Below are 12,855 nucleotides of genomic sequence, written 5' to 3'. Positions count from 1 at the left end.
AATTAGCTCTGGTCAAAGTTCATCGCTTCTTCATAAATAGGGGGTGACACCCCTCACCCCTAAGTGTAATACTAAGGTTAGTAGATGCACCCTGATAATTGAGAGTCACTTTTGCGACTCTCTATTTTTTTTTGTAAGGTTTTCAAACTATTACGATATCCATAATCTTAAGGAAACAAGCCTAAGCGAATCCATAGCTGCCGCGCCGTTACTTGTGATTGAGGAGTTCATCGATGAGTAGCACGGTCAGCGACTAGAGTATAGAAAGGGTTCATTGATTTAGTTGCTGCACCAAAGCTGCGGTTCGGGCTGTGGCTGCTTTCAATTCAGCTTCAACTAGGCTATCTAGCTCTGCTTGTTGTTCTGGAGGAAGTGACTGCCCTTGATCGCGTACTGTTCGCCACAGATTCATTAACTCAGATAAACGCTGTTGCTGCTCGGCACTAAAAAACCAGTCTGGACGAAAACTCTGGATAATGAGTAATGTGCTGAATTCGTCGCCTTCTAACTGGGCAGTCAATGCATCTAGCGCTTCACCTGCGGTTTTACCTGTTGATTGTTTATCACCTGCAACTGCTCGATAAATCCTCTCACCACTCGCATCAGATACTGGCAAGATAGCCACTGTAGTCATGTCCAAACCTTTCGAGCCTCATGCTCACTAATTATAGTTGGCTCAACTTTAGATAGGGATTGTGGATGTTGAGGAGACAGTTAGAATCGTGAGTATCGAGCGCATAGCTGCCAAGCAGGGAAACAAGTACATATTTCAGGGAGAGGAGGAAGAACTATGATGCACTGGGATTATCGAGTGTTCTTTGACCATGGTGGCTACACATTCCGCACAGTATATTATGACGATCACGCCGCGATTGTTGCTTGTTCAGAAAAGCCTATCGAGCCTTTCGGAGAATCGCTAGAAGAACTTCAAGAAGAACTCAATCTTTTGCAAGCGGCTTTAAGCAAGAAAGTTCTCTCTGTATCGGATGTACCAACTCAAAGTGTTCATCCGAAAGTAAAGAGAGGAAAATCCTTACAAGCAGTGCGCCAGCAACTTGGCTTACAGTCGGAAGTAGCGAAAGAGGGTTGCGCTCAGGAGGGATAGGTGATGAATACCACCTAAAACGACTGCATCCGTTTATTGGGTTGCGATCGCCATCTATCAAACACGTCTTATGCTCACAATTCGCTGCACAATATCTACGTAATATTCAAGCATATCATTTTCACTAATCAATTTATTAAGCTTGCTTCTATTGTCCTTGTCTCCAACAAGGATTTCATAATAATCACCCCAATTATTATTTCCATAACGTATCTTTCCATCTACAGTTGAACCATCAGGTAATACAATTTCAAAAAGTGTTGATTGACGTGGCTCCATTAAATTGCAGCTAGCTATCGAGTTATTATATTTTTTAGGAATTGTTTGTCGTCCCTCCTTAAATAAAGTGGGAATAGCTTCATTTTCAAATGTGAAACATGTCTCCCGTTGCACCACCGCCTTCAATGAACTTAGCACTTTATCCTGTTCAGGCGTCAAACTCTCGTGGATAGGAACTTTTACCTTGTATTCCGGGTGTTGTAACAAATAGCTTTCCACGGAAATTGATCGTTGAGTCCATAGATTATTAAAGTAATTGACCGCATCTCGTATCGGTTGTGCTGATTCTTGACCTCTGATTCCAACATAAACTTCTTCGTTCGTCTTTAGACCACCGAAAGTAAAGTTAGGTGAACCGATGAGTGCAGTCATTCCTTCGCTAACACCATTGAAAATGTATAGTTTTGGATGAAAAAGATTCTGTCCGCTAAAAACGTGACCTTGCACCTGAAGATCAGGGCGGCAAACTAAATCCTTCAACGCCCATAAGTCCGAAATACACCCATGCACTCCGCAGACAATGCGAACGTCAATGTCCTGACAATAGGGACGAACTTCTTCAAGACCATCTGCTGATAAATACGCCACTGCGATACGGATTGAACTGCTGTCCGCAGCGAGTTCCTTGACAATATCGCCAAGCGCTCTCGAAGATTGAGTGTAAAAAGTCACCTCCATAATTTCTCGCTCCTTGTGTACTCTACTGACGCGAACCTTTAGCAGGCTTGACCCTTATTGTATGCCCCTTAGCGTGAGACAGACAGGAGACAATAGCGCGATCGCACCACATCATCCAATATTCCAAACCTTTGTCAGCAATTGCTAAAACAGGAGTAGAACGGGCAATTGAAACAGACAAAACCACTACAACTACCTGGATGAACCAGCAAATAGAAACCTTGGGAGTTGAAATCAAATGATTATGCAAGCTGAAGATAAAAAAATTTACACCCCAGAAGAATACCTTGAGTTTGAGGTTAACTCAGAAGAACGGCATGAATACATCAACACTGAAATTGTCCTAATGACTGGCGGAACCCCAAATCACAATCAAATTGCTCTCAACCTAAGCGGTGCATTGAATTTTGCGCTCAAGCGTCAACCTTATCGAGTATTCGTCACCGACCAACGCCTTTGGATTCAAAAAAAACGCATCTATACTTATCCTGATGTCATGGTAGTTCAGGGTGAATTGCAATTGCAAGAAGGACGACGGGACACCATTACTAACCCCTTGATGATTGCTGAAGTGTTGTCAGCATCCACCAGAAGCTATGACAAAGATGCAAAATTTGCTGCCTATCGAACTATTCCAAATTTTAAAGAATATCTCCTCATTGACCAATACACCATGCATATTGAGCAATACTTCAAAACTGAGCAAAAACGCTGGACTTTTGCTGAGTATGACAATGTTGATGAAACCGTCACTCTAAACTCTATTCCGTTTCAAATATTGATTGAAGACCTTTATGATAAGGTTGAGTTTGAGTCAACAGAAATCGCAACATCCGACAGTTGACGGTTTCTCAGTCGATATCGTCAGGTAAGTCATCGATCGACATTCCAGCTTGCTCTAAGAGTTCTTTCAATCGTTTGAATTGTCCTAGAGAAAGCTTCAGTTGGTTTGCTCCTGTTTCATGATTTCTAATTGTCCGGCTGGTAATCCCTATTTCCTGAGCGAATTGCTCCTGAGTCATGCCTAAACGCTCACGTACTTGCTTGAGACTTGGAAAATTGGGGTTGCTATTTGAGTTTTTATGGTTTGCCATCTTAGCTAGCTATCAGTTGATGGTTTCTCAATCGATATCGTCAGGTAAGTCATCAATTGACATTCCAGCTTGTTCGAGAAGTTCTTTCAATCGTTTGATTTGTCCTAGAGTCAGCCTGAGTTTGTGTTCCCCTCTTTCGTGACGCCCGATTGTTCGGGGTGTTGTCCCAAGTTCACGAGCAAATTCTTTCTGAGTCATATTCAAACGTTCACGAACTTCTCTCAGAGTTGGCAAGTTAGGCTCGCTATTCCGATCCTTATCCTTTAACACTTTACCTATAAAAGGACAACTTGTCCTTGAATAACACCAAACAACCAAACATAATAGGAAAACCCCCAGAGGAAGTTTCCCAGTCTCCCTATGGGTAGTTTCTCATACCAGGCAAATCCGCCAAGAGCTTTAACTCTTGGCTCATAGCTCAAGTCCACTCAAGTGGACTGCAATTCTGGTGGATAAATAAGTGAACGAAGGAGGTGACGCCTAGACGATTATCAAGAAATGACTAGCTCGTACCGTTTTAAGTCTTCCGGGAGAAATGAGCGATCGCATACACTTTGCCCAAGGCGCGATCGCCTCTCTCTAAATAAATCATCACAACAATAATAGCAATGAAACATTCACAATGGCTTCGCCTCAAAGCTGAGGGGGACAGGATTGTTGCGGCTCTAAGAGCTGACGGTTTCCAATGCCGTAAGCACACACAGCGCTTGTCTTGGCACTTTCGCAAAAATACCGTTTCCTATACCCTGACTTGGCTACCCGCACCTGTCGGTGACTGGAGTTTATTACCTAACGATGGCACACCAGAGCGAGAGCAACTTCTATCACAGATTCATTCTATATTGGAACATCGAGGCTGTGGTCGGAGTATGGAAACGCACTCCAGCACATCTCAACAAAGTTTTCCGGCTCAAGACGATCAGCTTTGCACAGGTGTCGGAAGCGATAGCGAAGCGCTGCTGCATTCGCCCTACAGCCCTTCGGGCATCCTTCGGCAGGCGTTCCCGAAGGGTAGTGCAGATCGCATCTGGCATCAGCAAAATTACCCTTGGACACTTGTCAGACTCTTGCCAAACGCTCAACACTATACAGTAGCTCGTTTCTATAACCGCACCGAGGCAGAAAATCACAAGCGCTTTCTGGGCAAGTGGATGCCAGCAGCGGAATTTGAGGTGATATTCGATCAGGCAACTGTGACGGCTGATCATTGAGCCTCTTGCCAAAATGTTCAAACCCCACCCCTGTCAAAGTCCCCCTTAAAAAGGGGGATTTAGGGGGATATTAAACCTGAAACTGAGACAACAACCAAGCACTGACTTTTCCATGATTCATTTGCCGACTACGCCGAAACGCTTCCTCTAAAACTGCCATCTCCAAACCGGGAAGCACCTGAGATTCATCAATTCTACGACTCCCTCGATTCTGAATTTCAAAGGCAATGACCTGAACATTTTGCACATCAATAATCCAATATTCGCGCACTCCAAGGGATTCGTAGAGCAAACGTTTCTCACCCTTATCATCTGCCAAAGAAGAATAAGCAACCTCAATCACCAAGTCAGGCGGTGAGTAGGTATCCAGATCGATGATAGTGACTTCCCAAGGAACGGTTTCTGCATTGGCACCCACATAAAACGAGACATCGGGTTGCGCTTCTGCACAGCCTGTCTTACGGTAAGTACAGTTATCGTGACCATCCAAGTCAATGCCTCGAATACTTGTAAACAGAGCGATCGCAGCAATAACAATGAAATGATCGCGAGAATGAGGGTTACCCAGTGCAGACATCTCCAACCTCATGCGTCCGTTGTAGTAGTAGCCCCTAGCGTTTTCGTAGGTTGGATTGCTGATTGCCTTGATGTATTCATCCCAGGTGGCATTCACCCAGGTATCGGTTGGGAGTTTAGCTTGTAGTTGGCTCATAACAACCCTTTTCGGCTACCGCTCACTCAGATTTTAACGTAGGGGCAACTCTGCTTTCGCAGACGCTAGGGATAGGCAATCAGCAAGGGTTCTTCAGGGGTAAAGCGAGACGGGTAGTTCGACTTTTTACCTAATCCTTTGAAAGATGCGATCGCAATCGGCGAGGATAAAGGTTGAAGTTCTTCAACTTCCCAAAAAATAGCCCACCTTGGCTTTTCGCTGGCTGTAGCAGGAGGACGATATTTCATGCCCTGTGGGTGTCTACCCCCACGAGACTGAACATGCCCCACATACAAGCCGTGCCATGAGACTTCTGAGTTCAAAGGTCGATTTTCCGCCAAGGATGCATAGATAAACACCTCCACAGCTTGATCACCCCGCAGTTCATCGGCTTGACGGAACACTTCAAAAGCCATGCTGCCAAAAGCTACTTTTGCCTGTTCTCCCTCTTTTTGCCAAGAAAGAAGGTGTTCCTCTGGTACGGGGGCAAGAATAGCAAGTTGGCGCGTCGTTCCTGTTTTATCCATATTGCTGTGATTGGTGTCGTGACTTGGAGTAGAAGTTAAGTTTACTCAGATCTTGCGCCACTTGCTCCATTAGACATCTCCAAAAAAGAACCTGAAACCCTTGTTTTACCTGCGCTGAAATCTAATTTCTGGAGAGGTCTCTGGAGCCTGATAAATTTAAAGAATTCAGACAACCACAATAGTCACCCCTCGCCCAACACCCCATACACTTACTTGGGTTGGGAAGGCTATTGAAGAAAGATTCTAACACCCAGCGGTCAATCGCCGGCATCAATCCATATTGTTCTGCATGGGGCAGAAAATTGTTGGGCGGAATGATCTGACCATCATGCCCTACCATTCGTAATAAAATTTCCTGGTGAATGAGTGAGCCTTCTTGAGGCGTTAGCGGAATGATAGGCTGAGAATATAAGCAAAAGCGATTTTATAATAGGGCGGCTTGCAGTGCTTTACTACTGATTGACTCTTGAGGAATATTCTGTAGCACATCAGCTACCTCCAATGACCAACCCTACCATCTCTGTGTTGAGGAAATGATTGACACAAAAAATCTATAACCCCCCATCAAACATGTCAAGCCTTGACTACTAAACGTCATGCAAGCATAACCTTCAGCTAAACCCTGGTTTGACTCAGATGGGGTGGAAAAATGTTATCTCGGTTACAGTTCACCACAACTCCCACTCTATTGGTGTTCCGCAAAGCTAAGTGGTAGCAGAGTGATCGCAGACAAAATGTTAAGATTTTCTTTTTTCTTGAGATTTCCCTTGCTCAAAGCTAAACCATAATTCTCCCAATAGTCTTCACGGCAGTTGCCGTCTTCATCGAGTAAAGTAAGGGAACTACTAACAGCAGTGGCGGGATGGCGCTGTTCGCCACAGAATGTCAAGGAACAGGTTGCTAGTGTCGGTGTCTCAAGCGCTGCTGAGTCCGTGTCTTTCAGGAATGATCTAGATCGGGGAAAAGGGTGGTACTTATGGATTTAGAGGTTGCTCACACTCGTTGCAAAGATCGTTTGGTTTGGGCGATTGAACAGCTACAAGGCAAAGTCGAGCCGACACAACTTGAGATTATCACCGAGTTGATTATCCAAACCATGACCGGCCCTTGGCGCTATTTTCATACGCCCGATCACATTTTTGAGGTCGGTGGGTCAGTTAATGCTGTTGAGGTCTTAGCGGCTTTATTTCATGACCTTGTGTATGTGCAAGTCGATCATGGTGTCAGTATCAACATCGGCAGTTATATCGCTCCTTTTGTTAAGGAAGTTAAAGGTATAGAGGTTAAGGAAGCCAAAGGTAAGGGAGCCAAAGGGCAATTGGTGATTCGAGAATCCTCTGACATGCCTGCCTCAGCGATGTTTGATATTGTTGCAACGATATTTGGCTTTTCGCCGAATCAGGTGCTTTCTCCCATGGCAGGGCAAAATGAATTCTTGAGTGCGCTAATTGCAGCACGGTCTTTGGAGCCTGTTTTGAGTCCTGGTGTGATTGCTCAAATCGTCGCTTGTATCGAAGCAACGATTCCGTTTCGTCCGTTGTCTCCATCCGGCTTAACTCCTAGCGAGATGTTGTACCAACGATTAATCGCAGCGAATCAACAGTTTAACTTTGGATGGAATGAGCCTCAAATTATTGAAATTGTTAAACGCTGTGTGCGACTCTCCAACCGGGATGTAGAGAATTTTGCTTATCCCAATTCAGCCGATTTTTTAGACAATACCTGGAATTTGTTGCCCGAAACCAATCATGAGCTAATTCATGCCAATTCCTACACGGTTGCAGGCTATCGCCGATCGCTGCAAAATATGGAAGGATTCATGAATTTCCTGTCTCCAGAACAAGTGTTTCAGCGGTTTATGGGAGAGCCAGATGACGAAACTTACCAAGAGCTGATATTAAAAACTCGCAAAAATCTAGAGGTCGCCAAGCTTTATTTAGGATGCAAACTCGTCTCGATCGCAATTATTGAAGCACTGTCTAGGCGATTGGTAGGAGGACGCGATCGCGATATTCCCCTTTCAACCATGATGGGAGAATTACCCATAGCAGGACTCAAAACCCCCTCTTTGGAACAATTTTTGCCCGATATTCCCAGCGTTCACCCCCCAGAAACGCCATTGGAACGTGAGGTGCTAGAACTGTTGAGGAAGGGACGAAATCAGGACTCCTCCTACGACCTCAAAAATTCCCCGATCGCAACCTTTATTGTCAATGCCATGGGGTTTCCCTCCGTGCGACATCTCATTCAACGTGCCAAGGAGTTCTTTGCAGGCAAGCTTTCTACGGATGAATTCCTGAGAGAATGTGACTATAAGGCAATCAGGACAGTGATAGACGCTGTGGAGCAGCTTTTTGAAAGCCGTGCCAATGCTTTGCGAGGATTGAGTGGAGAGACAACCCTGACATTTGAGCCTTATCCAGCGGCTATCAGCAAACTTGGGCAAGAGGTGGTTTCAGAGGTGTGAACTCAAAGGTGATGAGTGCTAAGGGAACCCATTAATTAGGCTGAAATTCTTGTAGTGCCAGAAAATTAACTTATTTGAAGATAAAATTGGCGTTTGTGAAAATTCCTGGCTCTAATTAATTTTTTGTGTTGCTTTTCCAAGACTTTCAACCCCTAGCCCTTGTTGCCACCACCCCTACTGGTGCCCAACGATTGCAACCTCTGTGTCAAACCAGTGGTGCAAGCCTTTGGGTGCCAGAGTCACTCAACATTGAACAGGCTCAAAACTACACGGGTTCTCTCAAAGACCATATTGCCAGCTTATGGCACCACCACCGCGCCTTTGTGTTCTGTTTAGCTACTGGAGCCGTAGTGCGGCTGATTGCTCCTCTTTTAGAGGATAAATCCCGCGACCCCGCCGTTGTTGTCGTTGATGAACAGGGAAAGTTTGTCATCAGTTTATGTAGTGGACATCAAGGCAAAGCGGAGCAATTGGCAAGAATGATAGCGCTTCAACTGGGAGCAACTCCTGTTTTAACCGGCGCTTCTGCTGGGTTAGGCTTACCAGGAGTGGATATCTTGGGTGTTCCCTTCGGTTGGCAACGGGGGGAGGGAGATTGGACGGGCGTTAGTGCAGCAGTGGCGCGAGGTGAACGGGTTGAGGTGATGCAAGAAGCAGGCTCAACGCTGTGGCAACACCATCTTCCTCAAGGGCATCCATTTCAGTTCGGATTTCCTAAGTATTCTGCAACCGAATCAGAAATTATTGAGTCTCAAGAACAACCCCAAAATCCCAAATCCCACCCCCCCTTACCCCCCCTTATGAAGGGGGGGAGCCAAAATCCCAATTTGATGCCCAAAGCAAAGATTTGGATTAGCCCAACACAAAGGCGATTTTCACCCGAATCGGATTTCCCAGAAGTCCAGTGGCATCCACGGGTGTTGTGGGTGGGAATTGGTTGCGAACGAGGGACATCCAGAGCGTTAATTGAGACGGCAATTGAGCAAGTTTGTCAGCAACATCACTTAGCTGAAAGTGCGATCGCAGGAATTGCCACCATCGATATTAAAGCTGATGAAGTGGGATTAATAGAAGTATGTCGCGAACGCAATTGGCCTTTATGCATCTTCCCTGCCGATATCCTGCGGGGTGTAAATGTGCCCAATCCCTCAGCGGTTGTAGATAAAGAAGTAGGAACCCCCAGCGTTGCCGAAGCCGCCGCTATTTTTGCCGCCCAATCTCCCGCCCTTTTAGTACCTAAACAAATCTTTCGCTCCCCTAGGCAAAATCCTCAGGGGGCAGTGACAGTTGCGATCGCTCAATCGGAACGAGAATATACTGGGCGTACTGGTCAATTATTACTCGTCGGTACAGGGCCAGGACAATTAGATCAGATCACGCCTGCGGCTCAAACTGCCATCTCCCGTGCGGATGTCGTGATTGGCTACTCTCTTTATATTGATTTAATTGCCCCTCTGCTACGTCCGGGGCAGATTGTAGAAGCGCTACCGATTACGCAGGAACGGCAACGGGCAGAAAGAGCGATTGAATTGGCACAGTGGGGTTTAACGGTAGCCGTTGTCTCCTCTGGGGATTGTGGGATTTACGGCATGGCGGGATTGGTGTTAGAAGAACTTCGTGCTAAAGGTTGGGATGGCAAGGTTCCGGGGGTACAGGTATTTCCGGGAATTACCGCCTTGCAATCGGCGGCGTCTCGTGTGGGTGCGCCATTGATGCATGACTTCTGTGCAATTAGCTTAAGTGACTTGTTAACGCCTTGGGAGATGATTGAAAAGCGTCTAATTGCCGCAGCCCAAGCTGATTTTGTCACGGCGTTGTATAATCCGCGATCGCGCACTCGCACAGAGCAGATTGCCACAGCCAGAGCTATCTTCTTAAAGTATCGTAAGCCAATGACGCCCGTGGCGCTGGTTCGCTCTGCCTATCGCCAAGACGAACAGATTACTCTCACCACTTTAGAAAAACTCTTGGACGCGCCCATTGATATGCTCACGACAGTGCTGATCGGCAACGAAAGTACCGGAACTCATGGGGATTGGATGATTACCCCACGAGGTTATCTCGGCTTTGAGAGCGAATCAACAGGACGGAATTCACCTAAAAGCGATCGCCAACCAGATGGTTAAGCACACTGCTGACTATCGTTAGCACAATTGAACCGATTAAAGCAGGAATAAAGCCTCTCACATCAAAACCAGGGGTGATAGCACCCGCTAGCCAAATGGTGATGGCGTTAACCACAAACAGAAACAAGCCTAGGCTCACAATGGTGATCGGCAGCGTCAGAAGGACTAAAATCGGTTTTATAATCGCATTGACTAACCCTAAAATCACCGCTGCGATCAAAGCCGCGATAAAGCTATTGATCACAAAGCCCGGTACTAGATAGGCTGTAATCACCAATGACACAGCCGCAACTAACCAAGTCAACAAGAAGTTTGGCATGACCTTTGTTGAACAACTTCTATACAGTATCCTCATCCTACCTGGAGACTGGCCTGTTCGTCCTTTGCCTTCGCAACACTTTAGTTCTTAGGTAGAATGTCACTGACTTAAAAGTTTGTCGTAAGCGATGCGATCGCCTCCACCACCGAAGTGCTGACTACCAACCCATGTTATGTCACTCAAATAAGAGCCTTGAAATCAATTTCAGGCTCAAAGCTGAAGTAAGCTAAAGCTTACTGGATAAGCTTTTTAACCCGTTGAAACGGGTTTTAGCTATTAGCCCGTTCGCGAAGCGTTCCCGAAGGGTAGGGTACTTTAGTTCAGGGCTTAAGTCAGTGCCATTCTTCTTAAGTAGGTTGGCGGTTCAACGTTTCGATGCGACACTAAGCAAGTGGATTCGGTATCAAATCCTGAGCGAGATTGGCTTACCACCTAGCTGAGTATTAATTGACTATGATTGTTCGGCGACTAGCTACATTTCTTTTGGCACTGATTGTTTGGTGCTGTCCTCTACCCGCATTAGCACAGGCGACTAAATATTATCCACCTCCTTTGTCTTATAGCAATGCAGAACTTAAAGGGAAGGACTTTTCAGGTCAAACATTACGATCTGCTGAGTTTTCTAATGCTAATTTAGAACGGACTAACTTTACTGATGCTGATTTGCGGGGAACAATTTTTAGTGCCTCGGTGATGACTCATGCAAATTTACATGGGGCGGATTTAAGTAATGCAATGATCGATCAGGTAAGCTTTACCAATGCCGATTTAAGTGATGCTGTTCTCACTGAGAGTATCATGTTGCGCTCCACGTTTGACAATGTTGATATTACGGGTGCAGATTTCAGTGATGCGATTCTCGATGGTGCCCAAATCAAAGAACTCTGTACCAAAGCAACGGGTGTGAATTCACAAACGGGTGTCTCGACTCGCGATTCTCTGGGTTGTCGTTAATTGTTTTGTTTAATAATATCTATCTTTTTAGCTTCGAGAAACGACGTTAGGGGGATATCTCCTTACCGGGAGAAAAGTCAGTGAATAATGGATTAAAGTGAGAAAATATTGGTTCTCATGTAGTAGCACAGAATAAAGATTATGCGTGTTGGTGTGATTGGTGGAGGGCAACTAGCTTGGATGATGGCAGGTGCGCGTCAGGCATTAGGAATTGAACTCATTATTCAGACGCCCCATCCTACCGATCCAGCAGTTGAAATTGCAACTGAAACTATTTTTGCCCCGATTGATGATGCTGCTGCCACCGCCGAACTCGCAACTCGCTGTGATGTCATCACCTTTGAAAATGAGTTTATCAACTTAGAAGCGTTGATGCCTTTGGCACAGCAGGGTGTCTGCTTTCGCCCGCGCTTAGAAGCGTTAGCACCTTTGTTGGATAAATATCACCAGCGCTGTTATTTGGAAGAGATTGGTATACCTCAGCCTGGTTTTATGACGCTTGAAGGGGAAGTGGGGAATGAGGAATTCGCTCATGGGGAATCCTTTGGGCAACCGATGAATTTGAAGGAATTAGATTTTCCTGTTGTTCTCAAAGCACGACGCCACGGTTATGACGGGCAAGGCACGTTTATTATTAAAGACAGCAGTAGCTTACAGAAAAGTTGGAAAAAGTTAGGACATACACCTGTTTTACTAGAGGAATTTATTCCTTTTGAACGAGAGTTAGGGGTTATGGCTGCCCGTTCTTTGGCTGGGGATGTTGTTGTTTATTCGGTGGTGGAAACTCAGCAAGAAGAACAGGTTTGTCGCCGTGTTATTGTACCTGCACAGGTGAGTGCAGAGGTAGTAGCAGAAGTTGAGGCGATCGCACGTACTCTGTTAAACAGTCTACAAGCCGTAGGCATCTTTGGTATTGAACTATTTTTGACTACGGATGGCAAGATTTTAGTCAATGAAGTGTCGCCTCGCACCCATAATTCCGGGCACTATACCCTAGATGCCTGTGAAACGTCTCAGTTTGAACAACAACTAAGGGCGGTTACGGGTTTAGCTTTGGGAAGTCCAGCGCTTAAATGTAACAGTGCGGTGATGGTAAATCTCTTGGGTTATGAATATTCCCAGAATGATTATCTGGAAAAGCGACAAAAGTTGGCGAGTCTGCCTGGGGCTGTTGTCCATTGGTACGGGAAAAGCGAATCTCGTCCTGGACGTAAGTTAGGTCATGTTACGGTTTTACTAGATTCTCAAGAACCCTCGGAGGCACAGGCGAAAGCTAAGGAAATCGAGTCTCTTTGGTACAACAGATAGGATTTAAGGATGGAGCATTGTTATAGTTAGATTGCATAACTGTAAAGCTTAAATTTTATAATTAAACTTGAACAA

The 12,855-nt window shown here is 45.6% G+C and carries 16 protein-coding genes and 1 pseudogene; 7 read left to right on the top strand and 10 right to left on the bottom strand.

The genetic code is table 11. The features are described 5' to 3' along the window. Positions 1-271: 271 nt before the first annotated feature. Positions 272-634, bottom strand: a complete 363-nt coding sequence (locus tag MIC7113_RS05785) for a hypothetical protein (RefSeq protein ID WP_015181242.1) — start codon at positions 632-634, stop codon at positions 272-274. Between the two features lie 156 nt (positions 635-790). Between MIC7113_RS05785 and MIC7113_RS05780 the strand changes: the two genes are divergently transcribed. Then, positions 791-1,105 carry a hypothetical protein gene (locus MIC7113_RS05780; RefSeq protein ID WP_015181241.1) on the top strand — a complete coding sequence of 105 codons (315 nt, stop codon included), beginning with the start codon at positions 791-793 and terminating at the stop codon, positions 1,103-1,105. A 57-nt stretch (positions 1,106-1,162) separates the two neighbouring features. Here MIC7113_RS05780 and MIC7113_RS05775 read toward each other — a convergent pair whose 3' ends face one another. Together MIC7113_RS05775 and MIC7113_RS35995 are read right to left on the bottom strand one after the other, a co-directional pair. Then, complete coding sequence (locus tag MIC7113_RS05775) at positions 1,163-2,062, bottom strand: restriction endonuclease PLD domain-containing protein (protein ID WP_015181240.1); 900 nt, start codon at positions 2,060-2,062, stop codon at positions 1,163-1,165. A 22-nt stretch (positions 2,063-2,084) separates the two neighbouring features. After that, complete coding sequence (locus tag MIC7113_RS35995) at positions 2,085-2,249, bottom strand: hypothetical protein (RefSeq protein ID WP_155897942.1); 165 nt, start codon at positions 2,247-2,249, stop codon at positions 2,085-2,087. A 51-nt stretch (positions 2,250-2,300) separates the two neighbouring features. On the opposite strand from MIC7113_RS35995, the gene MIC7113_RS05770 reads away from it, so the two are divergent. After that, the gene (locus MIC7113_RS05770; RefSeq protein ID WP_015181239.1) at positions 2,301-2,906 is read left to right on the top strand and encodes a Uma2 family endonuclease; all 606 of its coding nucleotides are present in this window, start codon (positions 2,301-2,303) and stop codon (positions 2,904-2,906) included. Positions 2,907-2,913: 7 nt separating this feature from the next. Here MIC7113_RS05770 and MIC7113_RS05765 read toward each other — a convergent pair whose 3' ends face one another. Together MIC7113_RS05765 and MIC7113_RS05760 are read right to left on the bottom strand one after the other, a co-directional pair. After that, entirely contained in the window at positions 2,914-3,156 is a 243-nt protein-coding gene (locus MIC7113_RS05765; RefSeq protein WP_015181238.1) for a helix-turn-helix transcriptional regulator, read from the bottom strand. A gap of 27 nt (positions 3,157-3,183) precedes the next feature. Beyond that, positions 3,184-3,426 carry a helix-turn-helix transcriptional regulator gene (locus MIC7113_RS05760; RefSeq protein ID WP_015181237.1) on the bottom strand — a complete coding sequence of 81 codons (243 nt, stop codon included), beginning with the start codon at positions 3,424-3,426 and terminating at the stop codon, positions 3,184-3,186. A gap of 338 nt (positions 3,427-3,764) precedes the next feature. Between MIC7113_RS05760 and MIC7113_RS37950 the strand changes: the two genes are divergently transcribed. Next, the gene (locus MIC7113_RS37950; protein ID WP_015181236.1) at positions 3,765-4,367 is read left to right on the top strand and encodes a hypothetical protein; all 603 of its coding nucleotides are present in this window, start codon (positions 3,765-3,767) and stop codon (positions 4,365-4,367) included. Positions 4,368-4,437: 70 nt separating this feature from the next. Here MIC7113_RS37950 and MIC7113_RS05750 read toward each other — a convergent pair whose 3' ends face one another. The 4 genes and pseudogenes from MIC7113_RS05750 to MIC7113_RS05740 all read right to left on the bottom strand — a co-directional run bounded on the left by MIC7113_RS05750 (position 4,438) and on the right by MIC7113_RS05740 (position 6,495). Beyond that, positions 4,438-5,079 carry a Uma2 family endonuclease gene (locus MIC7113_RS05750; protein ID WP_015181235.1) on the bottom strand — a complete coding sequence of 214 codons (642 nt, stop codon included), beginning with the start codon at positions 5,077-5,079 and terminating at the stop codon, positions 4,438-4,440. A 65-nt stretch (positions 5,080-5,144) separates the two neighbouring features. Next, a complete protein-coding gene (locus MIC7113_RS05745) occupies positions 5,145-5,606 on the bottom strand; it encodes a hypothetical protein (protein ID WP_015181234.1) in 462 nt (153 codons plus the stop codon). A gap of 121 nt (positions 5,607-5,727) precedes the next feature. Further along, a pseudogene (locus MIC7113_RS39180) lies at positions 5,728-6,018 on the bottom strand (EAL domain-containing protein); the annotation flags it as partial. Positions 6,019-6,291: 273 nt separating this feature from the next. Continuing rightward, entirely contained in the window at positions 6,292-6,495 is a 204-nt protein-coding gene (locus MIC7113_RS05740; RefSeq protein WP_041779914.1) for a hypothetical protein, read from the bottom strand. A gap of 87 nt (positions 6,496-6,582) precedes the next feature. Here MIC7113_RS05740 and MIC7113_RS05735 point away from each other — a divergent pair, with 87 nt between their 5' ends. Further along, positions 6,583-8,073: a hypothetical protein gene (locus tag MIC7113_RS05735; protein ID WP_015181233.1), complete on the top strand. Its 1,491-nt coding sequence runs from the start codon at positions 6,583-6,585 to the stop codon at positions 8,071-8,073. A 125-nt stretch (positions 8,074-8,198) separates the two neighbouring features. After that, entirely contained in the window at positions 8,199-10,199 is a 2,001-nt protein-coding gene (gene cobJ, locus MIC7113_RS05730; protein ID WP_015181232.1) for a precorrin-3B C(17)-methyltransferase, read from the top strand. Here cobJ and MIC7113_RS05725 read toward each other — a convergent pair. Further along, positions 10,171-10,518, bottom strand: coding sequence for a phage holin family protein (locus tag MIC7113_RS05725; protein ID WP_015181231.1), 348 nt, complete (start codon positions 10,516-10,518; stop codon positions 10,171-10,173). The two genes, cobJ and MIC7113_RS05725, sit on opposite strands and share 29 nt — an antisense overlap. A 453-nt stretch (positions 10,519-10,971) precedes the next feature. On the opposite strand from MIC7113_RS05725, the gene MIC7113_RS05720 reads away from it, so the two are divergent. Further along, positions 10,972-11,472, top strand: a complete 501-nt coding sequence (locus MIC7113_RS05720) for a pentapeptide repeat-containing protein (protein WP_015181230.1) — start codon at positions 10,972-10,974, stop codon at positions 11,470-11,472. 141 nt (positions 11,473-11,613) lie between these two features. Further along, positions 11,614-12,780 (top strand): 5-(carboxyamino)imidazole ribonucleotide synthase, encoded by a 1,167-nt coding sequence (locus tag MIC7113_RS05715; protein ID WP_015181229.1) that lies wholly within the window; start codon positions 11,614-11,616, stop codon positions 12,778-12,780. Positions 12,781-12,855: the final 75 nt, after the last annotated feature.

It is taken from the genome of Allocoleopsis franciscana PCC 7113 (genome assembly GCF_000317515.1).
GTDB classification, from domain to species: domain Bacteria; phylum Cyanobacteriota; class Cyanobacteriia; order Cyanobacteriales; family Coleofasciculaceae; genus Allocoleopsis; species Allocoleopsis franciscana.
The sequence above is the reverse complement of the archived record's forward strand: the minus strand, read 5'-3'. Positions and strand labels throughout refer to the sequence as shown.